We start from the raw sequence: 17675 nt of genomic DNA, 5'->3' as shown, positions 1-17675 counted from the left end.
ATGTAAAATGAAGGCAGCGTAACTTAGGCTACCACGGAAGAAATAGATGGGGGAGCTCTCGAACTAAAAAAGTCGAGAAGACAACGATAAGAAATGGCTTTTGGTTGAGGCATTTCGCTGTCATTAGAAGTATTGACCGCAAAATCCATCTGCAAAGGTTCAGGGAGAAGAATATTATTCATATGCATATGAAGTGCACACTGGCATTCATCATCCTGAGAAAAAGTAGGAATCTTTTCTTCTTTGGACCCTTTTTTATAAATAACTTTCGTCTTTGTATGTTGAGCATGATCAATACATGTACTTACCCCACTGACATTCGAAATAAATATCAGGAATAAACAGGAAACAAAAAAGACTCTGAGAAATTTTTGCATAATTAGATTAACAAAAGTACAATTTAATTTTAAAAATAGATGATAGATGAATAAAAAGTAATCTGGAGACCAATGTTTTTTGTTATTCTACTGCTTTTCTTCATGGAAAATTAAATTATCTATTCTTACATATATCATCCTAAGCTTTTTGTATTTTTGGGCAAAACCACTAAAAAAATATAATGAAAATAAATATTTTGGGAATATCGTTATTCCTGCTAATTTCTTCATGTAAAACCAATAATACAAACAAAAATCAACATTCCTCTTTATCATCAACAATTGATAGCATGGCGATAAATAACCATTTCAACGGGGTTATTTTAGTAGCAAAAGATTCAGCTATCCAATACGAAAAAGCATTTGGATATTCTGATATTGATACTAAGGCAAAATTAAAAACAAAGGATAAGTTTTATATTGGATCTATCAGTAAACAAATTACCGCTGTTTTAATTCTTAGAGAATATGAAAAGGGAAATTTACAGTTAACCGATAAACTGAATAAATATTTTCCTGAAATTAAGCAGCCCTGGGCAAACCAGGTTACTATTCATGATTTGCTTACTCATACCCATGGAATTTTAGAAATCGATCAGCCTCTGGAATTTGAAGTGGGTACCCAATTTCATTACTCCCAAATAGGATTCGGATTATTGGCTCAGATACTTGAAAAAATAAACCATAAATCTTTTGAAAAAATATCAACAGAATTATTTACCCAATATGGACTGAAGAATACTTTTCATCCCGATCATAAAAAATACAACAATCTTGTAAAGGGATATGAAGAAGATGAAAATGGTAAACTTGTATATGCCACGGGCAATCCTGTTAAATATATAGCTGGGGGTGGCTTCATCTCCAATGCTGAAGATGTATTAAAATGGCATCGCCTGTTATACTCGGGGAAACTTGTAAAGAATACCACCCTGAATATGATGAAAACACGATATGCCACCAGAAATCATCCTATTTTTGATAAAATAGAATATGGTTATGGGCTCTTGTTTTTAGATGGTGAGCAGAACACTCAGATAGGGGCATTTGGATATGCTCCGGGCTTTCCTTCGGCAGCCTTTTATTATCCTCAGACAAATATGAATCTTATCGTTTTGGAAAATATCGGATATAATTTGAATGATTTCAAAAAAACGTTTAAAACCCATACAGATTTAATGAAATTAATTAAAAATCAGAAATAAAAAAAGGGTTGTGTAAAATTGATGTGAAGTACAATAAACATTTTAGTTCACTAAATTAATTAGTACTTTTATCCAGTCATATGCTCAAATATAACATATTGAGGAGATTATATGATGATATCATTTTTTTTAAACTATAACTTTTCAACCATGAACTTATTTCAAAGAGATAATTTTCCAAATGTAACAGGTGGTAGGGTATCACTAAGGCAGATTCTGGATGCAGATCTGGATGACATTATGGAAATTTCATTTTATGATGCTATCCAGGCAAAAACCGTTCAGCAGGCTGCTGAAATGCAGGTAAAGATCAATCAGGATTATAGAGATGGAAATTCCATTCACTGGGGAATTGTAGATAATGTAACCCATAAAATAGTAGGAACTTGTGGCTACTACCGTGGATTGGATAAGGAAGAGGGAGAATTAGGGTGTGTCTTATTACCAAAATATTATGGACAGGGATATATGACAGATGGAATGTTGCTGGCTATTGATTTTGGATTGATCCAAATGGGACTAAAAAGAATCTGGGCGGCAACAAGTAAGCAAAATGGTCCAGCAATCAAGTTGTTGGAAAGGCTCAACTTTGTGAAAATTGCAGAGGCAGACGACGAAATTGAATATGAACTAAAACCGATTAATTAAATTATTTATTATTCTGAATTAAATATACATTGGTGTGTTTTTTGTAGGGAGTGGTCCTGTTAAAACTATAATAAATTATGAAAATTACTTATCTAGGAACAGGATTTTTAGCAATGGCATTGGTACTTACGATGGGATCTAATTCTGTTTCTGCCAAAAGACCAACGATTCAGATTGAGAAGGCATATGGAAATTCGGATTCATTGAAAGTTGAGAATCTGGCTAAGGATTTAAAGAAAATAAAGCCTATTACTATCAATGAATTTAAGGCTAAATTTAAAAAGGAAGTGGCGGGATTTAAGTTGACAGAAGTAGAAGCTTTTGAGGATAAAGATACCGGTTCATTTGCTACTGCCAATTATAAGAAAGGGGATCAAAATGTTTATCTGATGGTGGCCGATGGGGCAGGTCCGGGGGCAGATCAGGTGAAGTCCAGTTTGCTTAATTATTTAGAAATTAAAGCAATAGAAGAGCCTGGTGATAGGCTTATCATTAAGAGCTACAAAGGATGGCAGGCCTTATTTGATTCAAGTATGTATGAAAATGATGGAATGGCAAACATTCAGTATCTGGAGGGAAACAGATATTCTATTGTAGCCGCTGGAAATAAAATTTCTTTAGAAGAAGTAAAGGCTCTTTTAGACAATATCAGCCTATAAAGAGAATTATTTGAGATATATGGTCCCGGTTTATTAAAAGCCGGGGCTTTTTTATTCAAAATACTTAGATATTTGGCTCAAGTAAAATAATAATAATTTATATTGAAACTCCATAAATTAATACGTTATGACAGCAAAGGAATTTATAACAAGTGAGATCGATAGATTAAATGTTTTAATAAGCAGAGAAATAAACAAAGAATCTAATTTGCAGCTAAGAAACGAGTTGTCCGAAGTCATTTACTTAATAAGCCTTTCTGACAAGCATCAAATTAACAAAAAAAACATTAAAACCATTCTGGAATTACCCGATTCTAATACCGGATATTCAGACTATAGAATAATAAACGATTGTGAATCTGATCAGCCGGATCATTGGATTGAAGTAAGTATCCATAATGAGAAAATTAGGCTGGCTGAGGGTGATATTATCATTCAAAAGAAATGAAGTAGGGAGAACTTTGAAGTGTACTAAAGCAGGCTATTGCCTTGGGAAATTAATTATTTTGACGATCGTCCCTCTTTAATTCTCTTTCAATTTCATTAATTTCTGGTAAAGGGAAAAGAAAGCTGTCTTCAATATAGCTTAAAATGTTTTCATCTGTTTTTTTATTCACTTTTCTTATAAATAGTTGATTGCTAGATTTTAAATACTCAATATAGGATAGTGTATTCTGTTTGTTTTGAAAAAATGACTTACCAAATATGGCTCTTTTATCATCATTAACGATAATATCATTGAATGATGTGTTCATAAGAACAGTCTGGAAAAACGATTCGGCAGGTAAAAAAGTATGGAGGTAGTAGTCTTCAAAATCCATTACCCTTTTATTGTTTGTTAAGAATATGCAGGTTTCTTTTGTAAACATAAACCATTTCCCCCCGATGTAAGGAATTACCCCTTTCATAAAATCTCTTTTATAAATAAATGAAGAAACCATGTAAGCTAATTCCGTAAAGTGATTCTGTATTCTTTGCAGAGTATCCGGCCTGTAAAACTCTTGGTCATAATAAAAGAGATAATTCCGACCCTTATTTGCTGTAAGAAACTTACGGATGATACTTTGAGATCTAAGAGGATAGTCTTCACCGCTTAGATTAATAAAATAATCCCATCCCTGGTTTACATTCAGAAGAAATTCCATAGCATTAAGTTCTGCCTGAATCATACTGAAGCCTCCTGATACAATATTCAGACTCTCCAAAATATAAACATTGGGAAATTGAACAGCATACAGCTGAATCTCTTCTGTGAACTTTGAATTTGATTTCCTGTCAATATGAATAAGGTAGAATTGATCTCTTGTATAGATTTTCTGAAACATAGCTTTAAATACTTCAGGTTTATGATGTACCATAATAAAATAAGCAATTTTGATATGGGGTACAGCATGTGATTCTAATGTACAGGGATAGGGAGCAGTTATGGGAAGAGACGTTTGCATACTTCGGAGCTTAAAATCATCCGCACTTGCAAATAATTAGGTTAACGTGCGGAAGCTACGAATATATTTTTGATAATCAACTAATTAAATATAGTTTTGTTGCTTTTCTTTGTTGTACGTTTGCAGAGCATTTATAAACAGGTCACTGCCTTTGCTATTCTGTAAGAGTTTAAAATCACTATCTTTTCTTTCAGTTATGCTTTTTCAGCTGCCAATTTATAGTCTTTGATGGAGGAGATTATAAAATCTTATTGTAAATAGGAACAATATGTTACTGCTGGATAATCAATAATATTTTAATGTTATAGTAAAGCAAGCAGAATGATAGGCCGAAAGAGTATTCCTTAATTTGTTTTTGCTAATACCCCAAATCAAATCCTGATAATAAAGATTTGCTTACAAACTACCGGAAGACCGGAATTTATAATGAGTTTTAAAAATTTAAATCTAATCAATCCAATTATCCGTGCAGTTACAGAAGCTGGCTATTCCAGACCTACTGAAATACAGGAGATTGCAATTCCGCATATTTTGGAGGGAAAAGATATAATTGGATGCGCTCAAACAGGTTCCGGAAAGACAGCAGCATTTGCAATGCCTATTCTACAGTTACTCAAAAGACATACCCCCGAACATAAAGAAATACGAACTTTAATACTTACCTCAACCCGGGAACAGGTTATACAGATAGAAGAAGATCTGGCAATTTATAGTAAGTATTTACCTCTGTCGCAACTTTCAATTTACGAAGGAATTTCACAAGGAAGTCTATTGGCAGCACTAAGAAAAAGAGTAGATATTCTTGTAGCAACTCCCGGAAAACTTTTGGAACTGGATAACCAAAGACATATTGATCTTTCCAAAATTGAGATCCTTGTACTGGATGAAGCAGATAAGATGCTTGATATGGGATTGGTGAATGATCTAAAAAAGATTTTAAAACAAACTCCTCAGAAAAGGCAGGCATTATTCTTTTCCGGAACAATACCAATACCGGTAAACCTGAAAAAATTTGCTGAAACAGTTCTGAATAATCCTATAAACATTACGATAAACCCGGTATCTTCAACAACAGAAACCGTTAAACAATCTGTGTATTTTGTAGAAAAAGAAAAGAAAGCTGATTTATTGATTGATATACTGCGTAAAAAAGACAGCATAAAATCATTGGTTTTTACACGCACCAAACAGGTTGCCAACAAACTTGTTCAGCAGCTGGAAAGTGTAGGGATTTTTGCAGCAGCTATCCATGGAAATAAATCACAGGAAGCAAAGCAAAGTGCTCTTGATGATTTTAAAAATAGCAAAATCAATGTACTGGTTGCTACTGATACTGCCGCAAAAGAAATGGATATAGAGGATTTTCCCTATGTCGTCAACTATGAACTTCCAAATATTCCGGAAACCTATGTTCTCCGAATTGGAAAAACAGGAAGATCCGGTGCAGAAAGAATCGCTATTTCATTTTGTGATACCGAGGAGTGTCTGGATCTTAAAAATATTCAAAAGCTAATAGGGTTTACAATGCCTATTAGTTTATTTCAGAAATAAAATCTGTAAAGTATACAGATCATAATATATACAATTTTTAATAATAATTACAATGCAAGAAGGCACAGTAAAATTTTTCAATGAAGCAAAAGGCTTCGGATTTATTTCTCCATCAGACGGAGGTAAAGACATATTTGTACATTCTTCAGGATTAAGCACAAGTTCAATCCGTGAAAATGATAAAGTAGTTTTTGATGTACAAAAAAGCGATAAAGGTTTAAATGCTGTTAACGTAAAGTTAGCATAATTAAATCTTGATTACAAAGGGTCTTACTTTTAATACCCTTTGTAATTTCATTCTCATATTTTTATATTTTTTTACAATAAAATCCACACACTTTTAGTACTTGGATATATTAAGTCTGTTTAAACTTAACCGCAAAAGTCACAAAAGGTTTTATTTTTTTAACACTTTAGTACACTTTAGAAAGCGTAAGGAAATACTGCACAATTAAGTTCACATAAGATGAAAATCTTTGATTTTCAACAAAACTTGAGTGTCCTTCCTTGTACACAAAGTATATCACTTAAATAGCTTACGTGTTTAAAAAGCTTTTGTATATCCTTTGTGGTTTAATAAAAAAGTTTAAACGGCTTTATTGTTTGAAAGAACATTAATGCAGGTTAAATTACTTTTTATTTTCATTATATGTTCATTTACCTCTTGCTTTATGTAAGAGGTTTTAAGGATGCTATAAATAATAGGTTCAATTCCGTCAGCATTAGTTTTTTTTGAAGAAAATGATGTTTTTTTGTAAGTTAGCAAAAGAAAACTAACCCCAAACAATAACCAAAAAACTTTAAGCGAATGAGGGAAAAAGAATTAAATGAGCTAACAGACCAGGAATTACTGGACAAGAAAAAAAAATCCAAATCTGAAAATATAATCAATGGAGCTATTCTTGGCTTTCTGATTGGTATTGCCACATACAATGGTGTGAAAAACGGAATCGGTTTTTTCACTTTCTTACCCCTTATTTTTGCATTTTATGCTGCTAATCAATGGAAAAAGAATAAGCAGGCATTAGAAGAAGAACTGAAATCCAGAAATCTGAAATAAAGTACATCAAATTTTATTTGACTGATGATAAAAACCAACGGCCCATTGCTAAAAGCAATGGGCCGTTGGTTTGTAAAAGGTCAATAGGGAATAAATACGAATGAATTTCCAAATTAAGCAGGAATGCTCATACTGGTTATCTTGAAAAGTACTAATTTTCCGGAAAAATTAAAGCCCATGAGCATTATAAGAACCTATATAGATAAAGCACTTGCACTGGTAGAAAAGAACAGAGAATACCTTATGTATGAGAAAGAAGTTCATCCTGAAATGAAAAGCGAGATGGCTTGGGAGACTTTTAAACATAAACCAGGTAAGGTAAATCTGGAACAAAAAGGAGCAACCACAGAACTATTAAGTTTGATTTCTGAAGATGATAAGATCTGGAAAGCAATAGATGGTACCATTACTGATAACGACATAGAAAAACTAGAGTCTGATCTGGAAATTACTTTTCCGGATTCTTACAAAGAATACTTAAGATATAAGCATTTTTATACAATTTTTCTGGATAATGACATCAGGCTTTATCCAAAGCCATTAGGATCTTGGGATCAAGTTTTAAAAGAAAATAATGTAGCAATGAAAGAGGTGCTCTTAAACCATGGGTATCTCGGAATTGGAAATTTTTCTGATTATGGAGAAGTATGCTTTAATCTTAATGAGTTTGCGGACAATCCTCCAATTGTAATGATAGATTATGAAACTGGTGAAGCGGAAAGACTTGCTGAGAATTTTACAGCTTTATTGGAAAAAATAGTGGCAAAACCTGAGCCTGTGGTAACCGAATTGAAATCTTGGGAGAAGAAAATGTATGGGGTATCATAATTTTATTTAAATTCAAAAATCAGAGTGTAACAGGCTCATAGAAATTTTATAAAAATGCTAGTAACAGAAAAAAATATATTAAAACTATTATTGATTCTTATGATGGGTTTCAGCAATATGGTGTTCTCCCAGGAATTTTATCCCATGAATATAAGGCATCTGTTTACGGATGAAGAAATGGAAGGGACAAACAGTAAAATTGCAATTTTGAATGAGGATTATCTGTCCAAAAAAAGATTTCAGAAAATCAATGATTCCTTGTATGTACAACCAGATTCAAAGGAAATCGTTTTTCTTTCAACCCTTAAAAACCAAAAAACAAATCGATTAACTGTTAATTACCTTACTACAAGTAATCTGAATGCTTTTAAAAAACGATTGCAGGATAAAGAATTCAAGCTTGAAAAAGTAAATGAAAATCTTTATCAGATGAAATTTAAGGATGTGAATAATCAATTTCTAATAGACAAAGATTCATTGGTGGGCAATACTAAATTTCACCATCTTAAATTTATTCTGACTTATGATAAGGAAACTCAATTTGGATTTTCCACCAACAAGTACAATTTTCCAAAATCAAAAATATATCCGTTTCAAAACACTATCTGGTACTTTACTGTAGACTATTCCGAATCTACTTCTTATCCTGATGAAAGTGAAATGAAAATAAAGCTGACTAAAGAAAAAACAACCAACAAGATAGAATTTACAGATGATGTTCACTATACCATTACCTATACAGACACAAGCAATAAAACTAAAATATGTAAAGGAACCTATGATAATGGAAGCAGTATAGGGTTTGATTATGACTTTGAAGGGCATGAAAAAACAATAAAAAATAAAAACGGGACAAGTACCAAGATTTCAGAAATGCGTCCATTGCCACCATCATATAACACTCCGGCTGAGCTAAACCAAGCGAAAAATACGCTACCTTATTTTCAATTTATATTTTCCAGATCATATGATGTAATTTATAATTCGGAAAATGATATTAATTTAATTGGAATAATCCATAGCGGATATCCCATGACAGAGGCTCCGCCATCACTTCCACCAGCGAAAAAAAAGAAATAAAGCCTGGGGAAAAGTTTTAGCATGTTGAGGGGCAAAAGCTACCACTTGAAGAGTTTTTGATCAATAGATGAACAAACCTAATGATGAATTAGGTTAGTTTGTTTAGCATTTTTTTAATTGTAACTGTCAGTTTTGTAGGACTTACTTTTGTTAACAGCAGAGTAGTACAGCCATTAAATTTGGCAAACTGTTTTACCGATTCTATAAAAGATTCCAGCCACAATTCAGGGGCTATATCTCTGTTTTCAATATGCAGATGAATGAGTTCAAACTGTTTGCTCTTTCTGTGAGCCTTACAATCAACTCTTCCGATAAATGTATTTCCAAATAAAATAGGCAGACAAAAATAACCATACTGTCTCTTTTCCTTGGGAACATAGCATTCAAGACGAAAATCAAAGTTGAAAATCTGCTGGATACGGTCACGATGGATAATGGAATTGTCAAAGGGAGATAAAAGCTGAACACGCGGGGCAGGCAGATCAAATACACTTTCCATTATATTGCTTTCTACAAAAACAGGAGACATACCATCAATATTAACCCGTTGGATAGCCTTTTCCTGAAGCATTGATTCCAAGACATCATTGACCTCTTTTTTCAGGATTCCTCCTTTTTTGAGGTGTGTTATTTGCTTCAAAGTTGTAAAACCATAGGCGCGGAGGTAGGTTTTTACCAGGTATTCAGCAAACTCAAACGATGTAGGTTCTGTTAGATCAATATGGGCCGGGAGAATCCTTTCACTGAGGTCATAGGTTTTTTCCATTCCTTTACGTTTAGAAATCATTAGATCTCCCTGCATAAATAGTCTTTCAAGAGCCAGTTTGGTAGGTTTCCAACTCCACCAGCTTCCTGCCTTTTTACTTTCATTCTCAAAATCTCTTGCCTTTTTAGGACCTTCATTTCGAATGACATCAAGTACATGCTGCATGACTTTTGGATCTGCGTTGTAATAATGAGACTGATTCTGTTGAACACTTAGCATTTGGGGCAAAACATAGCGGAAATCCCTCATAGGAAGATAGGAAGCGGCATGAAACCAATACTCAAACACATTACGTTCTTCCACAAGATCTTCCAAGTAGCTTGGCTGATAGTCGGGAACTCTCGTCCAAAGTGTATGGTGATGAGCACGTTCAACAATTGATAAAGTATCAATTTGTATATAGCCAAGATGCTCCAAAGCCTTTAATACAGCATTTTTTCCTGTTCCAAATGAAGAGATTTTTAGTAATCCCTGACTTTCTAGTGTGGCAAGCTGTAATTGCAATATTGGTCCCTGTTCTATATCCATATTATCACAAATTTATTGAATTAAATGAGGATAAACAATCAGAATATGAGTCTTTTTATCTTGTTTTATTCCTAATATCATCTGGGTTTTTAAGGGAAATCCTAGAGTAGAAATCTACATTAATTTATTTATTTTAATAGAAAAAGCAATGTATCTTTAAGAAAATGAGTAAGATATCCTTTTGTTAAAGGGATCGTAGGTAGGGTGTTAAATAATCAATTCAATGTCGAGTCGTAGTTTTACTACAATTTTTCAAATAATCTCTAATTCATTTTGCTGTGATTTTTATAGGTGATATATTGGTATTACCAAATCACAGTAAAATTTTATGAAAATGAATTCAAATTACGGTAAAAAAAGATTACCAAAAAGCGCATAAACACGAACTTTTTTAAGTTCATTTCCTATTCCGAACCAATCAAACCAGTCAAAAAGTAAACTTGCGAAAGGAGACCAAGGCAATTACTGACTGTGATTTGAGTAAACGGTCTCTTCTTTCTGTGGAAGAAATTCCAATCTACATTACACAACAGAAAAAATTATGTTATGTTTCAAGAAGAAGAAAAAAATCTTTCCAAGAAAGGGAAAGAATCAAATACAAAAAACAGTAATAAACCTAAGGACTTAACCGAAACTTCTGATACATCTTCTGTCCCAAATAAGAGTGATGGAGGAAACTATTTTATGAATCAGCCATTGGTGCCAAATGATCCCTCTATAAGTAATGATAAAGTATGGTCAAAACAGCCTACTTCAAAAATTTTCAATGCACAGGGTATCCCTGAAAACGCCATTGCGGGAATTAATAGAGTAGTGCGGCTTGAGATTTTTGTGGAAGGAGAACCTGTCAAGTTTTTCAAACATTTTAAACTTACCCAAAGCGCAGTCAGACACCATGAATTTGATCTTACCCTTGCCTATGATACCTTAGGAAGTGTAGAAAATCATAATCTGGAACAGGCCCAAAAGTTCCTTGGCAAGCGTATTACCGTTGTATTCAAGTATAAAGATATCGAAGAAGGCCCTGAAAGAAATTTTGTAGGAGTAATTACCGAAGTAGGATTCAGTCAGGAGAAAGGAAGTCTTGGAAACCTTGTATTAACAGGATATAGTCCCACCATTTTATTAGATGCCGCTCCACACATTCAAAGTTTTGGAGGAGCACAACCTATAAGTCTGAACAGCATTGCTCAGAATGTCATCAAGGAAGGCCTTGGCCAAGGAAAATATGATGTGAGAGTAGATGCCCGCTACGGAAATGTTTCTTATAGCTCACAGTACGGAGAAACCCATTACAACTTTCTTGCAAGGCTTGCAGAAGCCTATGGAGAACAGTTCTTCTATGATGGAGAGGTACTGCATTTCGGACAGTTGCCGCCACAGGAACAGCCCGTAAAGCTTACCTATGGAAGTAACCTGAGCGATGTTAAAATAAAAATGAAGGCCCAGCATGTAAACCCTACATTTTACGGTTATAACAGTAGTAAGAATGAAAAATTTAAAGGAGGGAGCTCAAAGATCAGCCATACCTCCGATATCGCAAAGCGTGCCTACGAAATATCAGAAAAGATTTTTTCTACTCCATCATTACGGGTAGCCCCCATAAAAGCATCTTCGTTCCTGGATATTGATGCTTCTCAAAAAGGTACAGCAGGAAGCAAAGCCTCAGAGGTATTCATTACCTCAGGGTGTACTACCGTTCCTTTCCTTTACCCCGGTTGTATTGCAGACATTGAGATGCGAAAAACAGATACCAACGATACCTCATACTTTACAAAACTGATGCTTACAGAAGTAACCCATGAAGTAGATGCAAGAGGATACTATATGGGAACCTTTGAGGCAATAGCTTCAGATACAGGCTTTATCCCAAGACCCGAATTTGCTGTTCCGATAGCAGAACCTCAATTTGGAAAAGTGATATCCAATACAGATCCGCTCAATCAGGGACGGGTTCAGGTTCAGTTTGACTGGCAAAATGGGCAGGATACCACAGAATTCATCCGGGTAATGTCTCCTGATGCGGGAAGCAGTGATAAAGTAGGAAAAAACAGAGGATTCATGTCTGTTCCGGAGGTTGGAGACCAGGTCATTGTAAATTTTGTGCATCTGCATCCTGACCGTCCTTTCGTGATGGGAGGAATGTATCATGGAGGAATTGGTGCAGGAGGTGGCTCAGGAAACAATATGATGAGCTTCAGTGGCCGCAGCGGTGCCGAACTGAAATATGACAATGGTGCCGGGTCTATGAACCTGAAAGACCAGGGAGGAGCCAATATGTTCTTTGACGGAAGCGGAAATGCAATCGTGAATGCGAATACAGACCACACCACAAATACAGGAAGCAATAATACAATTAATGCCGGAAGTACTACCGTTATCAATGTGGGAGGAGAGAAAGGAGCCCCACCGCAATCGATGTTGAAGATGGATTCGGCAGGTAATGTGGTTATTGATGCCAAGTCTTCAATTATCCTAAAAGTAGGTGATAATCTATTGTCAATTGATAAACAGGGATTAATTAAACTGAATGGAAAGAACCTGGAGCAAAAGGCCGACAATAATTTTGACCTTAACGCAAAACGTGTGAGCCAAACCGCAAAAGGATCTAATTTTAAAATCAATAGCGACCAAAACGTTATTGTGACCGGAGGAAATGAAGTTAAAATGAAATAAAGAATAAAGTCATGCAATATCTTAAAAACAATGCTATTTTAAAGTGTGACAAAGGCTTGATTCCGTCACTTTTAAATATTACAAGCAATAACAAAATAAAGAATAGAGAAGGTTTATTTGCCACAGACAAGGATAATATTGCAGGAGTAAATATTACCCACTTTACACTCTGCAGTGTTGCAGGAATCTGTAGATTAAACCTAAATCTGAGCGGGCAGAAGCTCAATTGGATCAACACGGTGCCGAAAGTGAAAATAAAAGATACAAAGGCATTGTTTGAGGCATCTAAATGTATTTGTCCTCTGGGTGGAATTATTACAAGTATTAACTCTGGACAAATATAACGGATTATGCCAGCATTAGTAATAGGAGCAGGAATAGCGGCTTTGGCTGCAGCGATCATTGAGGCGCTTATAATGGCAATTATTATTGTTGCCATTATACTTATTGTTGCCTACATTATCTATAAAATTGTTGAGTTTGTACAGGGACAGATCAATGAAACAGCAGATGATGTTTGGGATGATACCGCACCGCCTGTGGCAGAACCTATTCCGGTTCCGGAAACAGAACCCATAGAAATTCCCATACCGATCCCCATTCCATTGAGTGTACCTATAGATAAAGATGTTCCGTCAGAAGCAGGGCCATTTAATGTGTATGATGTACATGTGAATCTTCCTGGTAATTATGGCGACTATCAAAGAGGAGTTACAGATCCGGATTCTGTATTTTTAAGTGCCGGAGAAATCTACAAATATGGTATAACCAAATATGGATCTGTACTAAGACGATATGAGGCTTTTTCATGGACAAGCCCTAAGGAATTAATGATTTTACGAAATTTACAAAACGGCAGCTTTGGCCCTTATGAATGGTATGCCTTTAGGAGAAGTTACGCGTATGCAAGGTTTATTGAGAACGGCTTGATCGCAGCATACTTTGCAATTCGAGGGAAATTACCTCCGGGAAATACCGGCTTTTATTAATTTAAGAAAATATAGATAGAAAATGAACGAAAAAGAAGTTAAGAAACATCTTTCAGACGCAAAAAAGTACAGGAATAATGGTGAATTTGCAGAATCTCTGGCGATACTGCATCAAGTGAATAATGAGTTTCCCGAGAATGTTACCTACCGATATTTATTGGCCTCTACCTACTATGAAAGCTTGAGTATGGATCCTGCTAAACGGTATGTTGAGGAAGCAATAGCCTTGGATGCCAATTTCAAGGAAAACTATGAATTGCTTGGAGATATTTATCAGAAAGAAGGAGATTTGGAGAAAGCCCAAATCAATTATGAAAAGGCTTATGATCTGGATTCTCAATACTTGACGGTAGGTGAGAAGCTAATTCAGTTATATCTTAAAACTAAAAATTATGAAGGAGTTGTCAAAGTTTGCGATAACATGATGAGCTATATTCCGGTGGATGCATCTACTGCGAAATCAAGAGCTTTAACGTCTGTCTATTTAGGATGTATTTTGTACAAGAGCTGGGCGCTGGCTTATTTAAAGGACTATACCAATGCTGCTAAAGAAATTGAAAATATTAAAGCAATGGATAAGCAAATGGGACTGCCAACATACCCCGATATGTATAGGAATGAAGATGAAGCCCTTTTCAAAATCTACTATAAACTTAAAAATACTGAAAAAGAAGAGGAATACAGGAACTTATTGACCAATGCCTATAAATATGGTACAGAAGCCATTCAGAAACTTGAAACAGAAGCAGATCAGGATATTATTTTATTCAGACAACGCCCTGAAGTAATGGTACATTTAGGATTAAGCTAATAGGAGATGAACGTTCGTTTTAAGCAGTAAGAGATTTAGATTTATAAATGCAGCAATATGAAAAAAGACCTTAATGCAATACATCGTATCGAGCGGATTACCCAGCAATATTTTAATGAGGGAGAGATTCGTGCAGGGCTTAAAACATACCGTTCTTTACTTGAAGACTATCCTAAGGACAGAAACTATTATATCAATTATATTAATTTTTTGCTGGATGAATCGGTAGTAGCAGAGCTTTTGTGGCCTGCCTATGAAGAAGCTGTTGCCTGCTGTGATAGGGCCATTTCTCAACTTTTGGAAGAGGAGAAGCTTTTTTTCTATGTTAAAAAAGCAGAAGTATATGTTATAATGATGGATGGAGACTATCAATGGTATATAGCTCATCAAACTGAGGTTAATCACTTTGTAGAAACTGCAGTTGAGAGATATCCTGCCAATGTTCCATTGCTGAAAAGTGTAATGGCTTTCTATCGAATAAATGGCAACCAGAATAAATTTGATGAAATTCTTGATCAGGTTTATCAGCTTAGCCCTAATGATTTTATGATTGTTTTAGAAAAAGTAACAAATCTGGAGCAGCGTGGAAACATTGAAGAGGGTATTGATATTCTTGAAAAATGGATCAGTATTAATCCCGAATCACCTTATTTAGCAACAAGTTACAATAAGATAATACTGATGTATAAGAACGTTGATAACCAAGATATGGCGGATGTATACCAAGATTTATTAGATAAACAATAGATTATGTTGATCAATATTAAACCAGATTCGCAGGAGCTTTACAAAGCAGAGTATTCAAAAAATACACTTTATAAAAATAATAAGCTTTCTGATCTAAAATCCCGCCATACTTTTTCACTTAATCTGAATCAGGGTGAAAATCTACAAATGATTTTCACAAATAAAGACCTTACAGATGATGCATCCGGCAATCTCATCTTTTCTCCGGTACAATTTGACCTGAACGAAAAGAAAAACTTTTTTGAAATTACAAACAAGAAACTGCTAAAGGTACAATGGAATAAATTCAAGGAAAAAAATAGAAACGGAAAGAATAATACCTTTCTGTTTCTCTACGAAAGACTGTATTTCAAGATGCAGCTTGGGATGGAGTACGACCTGCTTTCCAATGGTTCCCATTTGCCTTTTTTTGTCAATATTTATAACAAAGAACTTGAAGTAGGAACGGTGATTGACGGAATGTCCTGGGTACATGCCCCTCTTGGACTGCCCTTAAAAATTGAATATGTAGTTGAACTTATAAACGAGACGGATCTTACAATAAGAGGAACGATCTCTCTGGATGAAGAAACTCTTACAAAATTAATAGCGGATAAACAGTTTCAACAGAAATCAAAACCTTACCACTACACCAAGAATTTTACAATCATTTCTGATATTAAATCCGTTTATAATGTAAGAACTGGATATTTGAAATATTCCACCCTTACCCTAAAAATAGCAGGGGCTGAAGAAGAACTAAATGAATCGGTAAGTTCCTCCGTTTCTTTTTTATAGCTTTTCCTACAGTGGACATAGGTACTTCTATTTAAAAAAGTTAAAAATAATTTGCTTTTTGTGCAGAATTGCCTAATTTTATCATAACCAAGTAAATAACTCGTTTTGAGAACAACTCTTAAACTTATTATAGCTTAGTATTAGCCTTCACAACCACAGGCTAATCATTCTTTCGTTTGGGTAATTCTACCCGAACAGGTTTTCATTTAATCATATTATTTATCGCATTGTTGCAAAGGCAAAGGCTTATGCAATCCGGGATTTTGACAGTTTACTGATCAGAAAGCCTTGCTATTTGGAGATAACATCTTTTAACCTGTTTTTCTGCCTTGTAATGCGTGAATAATATGAAAAACTTAACAAAGAATATTAAGCACCATTATAATAATGAGTATAGAGTATATCTGGGAGGTAAAAGCCAAAAATACACCCCTTTTAAAAAAGAAATGCAGCCATTGCGACAGTGAAAGGTTTCATTGCAGTGATAAATTCAGATTAAATGCCCAAAAAAAGAATATTGATATCTGGTTAATTTACAGATGTGTAAAGTGTAATAATCGATATAATATGACTCTTTTTTCAAGAATCAGAACGGAATCTATAAGTAAAGATTTATTCAATAAACTTTCAGAGAATAATACGGATTTAGCTTGGGAATATGCATTTTCCCACGAAATAAGAAGAAGAAATAATGCAGAAGCCGATCTTGATAGTGTAGAATATGAAATTCAGTATACTGATATTTCGATAGAGGAATTAGCCAATTCGGACAATGAAATAATTACCTTTAAAATTAACTGTCCTTTTGATTTTAATCTTAGAATGTCAACGATTATCAGAAGTTGTTTACAAATTTCATCCAGCAAATTGAACCAATTAATTGAGGCAGAATCCATCTTCGTTCATGAAAAGCCTTTACAAAAGAAACATAAAATTAGAAACGGAGATCTCATCAGGATAAACAGAGAAAAATTAATTCATATAAAATTGATGGAGAAAGACATTAATGATCTGGTGAAATAGATATCAATAATCTTGGTTTTATAACTATTTGAACAAGCAACCTCCAAATGAATAGGTTGGAGGTTGTTATTTTTAGATATTTACTTAGGATTCAGGCTTAATCCCATTTGTTTTGGGTAGAAACGGAATATTTACCGGCACCACTAAAGAAGAAACTTAAGCCGATGATCAGATAAATAAACAAAAGTTCCAGTGCCCAGCCTCCAAAATCATTAAGTTTAAATAAGTTACCGGTTTGGGCAAGAATGGTAGCCGTAAAGCAATTGGCAGCAAAGATTAATCCTGCAAGACGTGCTCTAAATCCTATAATCAACATAATGGGTGCAATAATCTCACCTGCAAATACTCCATAGGCAAAGAATGAGGGCAGGCCATGCATGGTCATCATATCTTCAATAAATCCAACTCCGTGGATCAGTTTATTAATTCCATAAACTGACATGGGAAAACCAATGGCGATTCTGCTGATTAACAATCCTAAATCAATGTTCTTTTTCATTTCTTA

The 17675-nt window shown here is 34.5% G+C and carries 20 protein-coding genes; 16 read left to right on the top strand and 4 right to left on the bottom strand.

Annotated features, from left to right (window positions below):
* Positions 1-23 precede the first annotated feature (23 nt).
* Entirely contained in the window at positions 24-377 is a 354-nt protein-coding gene (locus C7D53_RS08930; protein ID WP_106916030.1) for a hypothetical protein, read from the bottom strand.
* A 290-nt stretch (positions 378-667) separates the two neighbouring features.
* On the opposite strand from C7D53_RS08930, the gene C7D53_RS08925 reads away from it, so the two are divergent.
* The 4 genes from C7D53_RS08925 to C7D53_RS08910 all read left to right on the top strand — a co-directional run bounded on the left by C7D53_RS08925 (position 668) and on the right by C7D53_RS08910 (position 3337).
* Positions 668-1582 (top strand): serine hydrolase domain-containing protein, encoded by a 915-nt coding sequence (locus tag C7D53_RS08925; protein ID WP_162926136.1) that lies wholly within the window; start codon positions 668-670, stop codon positions 1580-1582.
* Between the two features lie 150 nt (positions 1583-1732).
* On the top strand, positions 1733-2230 hold the full coding sequence (locus tag C7D53_RS08920) for a GNAT family N-acetyltransferase (RefSeq protein WP_106916028.1): 498 nt from the start codon (positions 1733-1735) through the stop codon (positions 2228-2230).
* A 77-nt stretch (positions 2231-2307) separates the two neighbouring features.
* Positions 2308-2889 carry a hypothetical protein gene (locus tag C7D53_RS08915; protein WP_106916027.1) on the top strand — a complete coding sequence of 194 codons (582 nt, stop codon included), beginning with the start codon at positions 2308-2310 and terminating at the stop codon, positions 2887-2889.
* A gap of 127 nt (positions 2890-3016) precedes the next feature.
* The gene (locus C7D53_RS08910) at positions 3017-3337 is read left to right on the top strand and encodes a hypothetical protein (protein ID WP_106916026.1); all 321 of its coding nucleotides are present in this window, start codon (positions 3017-3019) and stop codon (positions 3335-3337) included.
* A gap of 49 nt (positions 3338-3386) precedes the next feature.
* Here the strand turns inward: C7D53_RS08910 and C7D53_RS08905 are convergent, their stop codons facing one another.
* A complete protein-coding gene (locus C7D53_RS08905; RefSeq protein ID WP_106916025.1) occupies positions 3387-4334 on the bottom strand; it encodes a beta-1,6-N-acetylglucosaminyltransferase in 948 nt (315 codons plus the stop codon).
* 426 nt (positions 4335-4760) lie between these two features.
* On the opposite strand from C7D53_RS08905, the gene C7D53_RS08900 reads away from it, so the two are divergent.
* From C7D53_RS08900 to C7D53_RS08875, 5 genes are all read left to right on the top strand, one after another.
* A complete protein-coding gene (locus C7D53_RS08900) occupies positions 4761-5885 on the top strand; it encodes a DEAD/DEAH box helicase (RefSeq protein ID WP_106916024.1) in 1125 nt (374 codons plus the stop codon).
* A 52-nt stretch (positions 5886-5937) separates the two neighbouring features.
* A complete protein-coding gene (locus C7D53_RS08895; RefSeq protein ID WP_106916023.1) occupies positions 5938-6132 on the top strand; it encodes a cold-shock protein in 195 nt (64 codons plus the stop codon).
* A gap of 561 nt (positions 6133-6693) precedes the next feature.
* On the top strand, positions 6694-6945 hold the full coding sequence (locus tag C7D53_RS08885) for a hypothetical protein (RefSeq protein ID WP_106916021.1): 252 nt from the start codon (positions 6694-6696) through the stop codon (positions 6943-6945).
* 177 nt (positions 6946-7122) lie between these two features.
* On the top strand, positions 7123-7773 hold the full coding sequence (locus C7D53_RS08880; RefSeq protein WP_162926135.1) for an SMI1/KNR4 family protein: 651 nt from the start codon (positions 7123-7125) through the stop codon (positions 7771-7773).
* 54 nt (positions 7774-7827) lie between these two features.
* Entirely contained in the window at positions 7828-8853 is a 1026-nt protein-coding gene (locus tag C7D53_RS08875; protein ID WP_106916019.1) for a hypothetical protein, read from the top strand.
* 88 nt (positions 8854-8941) lie between these two features.
* Here C7D53_RS08875 and C7D53_RS08870 read toward each other — a convergent pair whose 3' ends face one another.
* Positions 8942-10147, bottom strand: coding sequence for a winged helix-turn-helix domain-containing protein (locus C7D53_RS08870; protein WP_106916018.1), 1206 nt, complete (start codon positions 10145-10147; stop codon positions 8942-8944).
* A 546-nt stretch (positions 10148-10693) separates the two neighbouring features.
* Between C7D53_RS08870 and C7D53_RS08865 the strand changes: the two genes are divergently transcribed.
* From C7D53_RS08865 to C7D53_RS08835, 7 genes are all read left to right on the top strand, one after another.
* Positions 10694-12823 (top strand): type VI secretion system Vgr family protein, encoded by a 2130-nt coding sequence (locus C7D53_RS08865; protein ID WP_106916017.1) that lies wholly within the window; start codon positions 10694-10696, stop codon positions 12821-12823.
* 11 nt (positions 12824-12834) lie between these two features.
* A complete protein-coding gene (locus tag C7D53_RS08860) occupies positions 12835-13167 on the top strand; it encodes a DUF4280 domain-containing protein (protein WP_106916016.1) in 333 nt (110 codons plus the stop codon).
* A 6-nt stretch (positions 13168-13173) separates the two neighbouring features.
* Entirely contained in the window at positions 13174-13812 is a 639-nt protein-coding gene (locus tag C7D53_RS08855; protein WP_106916015.1) for a hypothetical protein, read from the top strand.
* 22 nt (positions 13813-13834) lie between these two features.
* Complete coding sequence (locus C7D53_RS08850) at positions 13835-14623, top strand: tetratricopeptide repeat protein (RefSeq protein WP_106916014.1); 789 nt, start codon at positions 13835-13837, stop codon at positions 14621-14623.
* A 57-nt stretch (positions 14624-14680) separates the two neighbouring features.
* Positions 14681-15370: a tetratricopeptide repeat protein gene (locus tag C7D53_RS08845; RefSeq protein ID WP_106916013.1), complete on the top strand. Its 690-nt coding sequence runs from the start codon at positions 14681-14683 to the stop codon at positions 15368-15370.
* Positions 15371-15373: 3 nt separating this feature from the next.
* Positions 15374-16147, top strand: coding sequence for a hypothetical protein (locus C7D53_RS08840; RefSeq protein WP_106916012.1), 774 nt, complete (start codon positions 15374-15376; stop codon positions 16145-16147).
* Between the two features lie 387 nt (positions 16148-16534).
* On the top strand, positions 16535-17170 hold the full coding sequence (locus tag C7D53_RS08835; protein ID WP_106916011.1) for a DUF1062 domain-containing protein: 636 nt from the start codon (positions 16535-16537) through the stop codon (positions 17168-17170).
* Between the two features lie 97 nt (positions 17171-17267).
* Here the strand turns inward: C7D53_RS08835 and C7D53_RS08830 are convergent, their stop codons facing one another.
* The gene (locus tag C7D53_RS08830) at positions 17268-17669 is read right to left on the bottom strand and encodes a DoxX family protein (protein WP_106916010.1); all 402 of its coding nucleotides are present in this window, start codon (positions 17667-17669) and stop codon (positions 17268-17270) included.
* Positions 17670-17675: the final 6 nt, after the last annotated feature.

This window comes from Chryseobacterium aurantiacum (assembly GCF_003020585.1).
GTDB lineage: Bacteria > Bacteroidota > Bacteroidia > Flavobacteriales > Weeksellaceae > Chryseobacterium > Chryseobacterium aurantiacum.
This window is presented reverse-complemented; position numbering and strand designations above follow the sequence as displayed.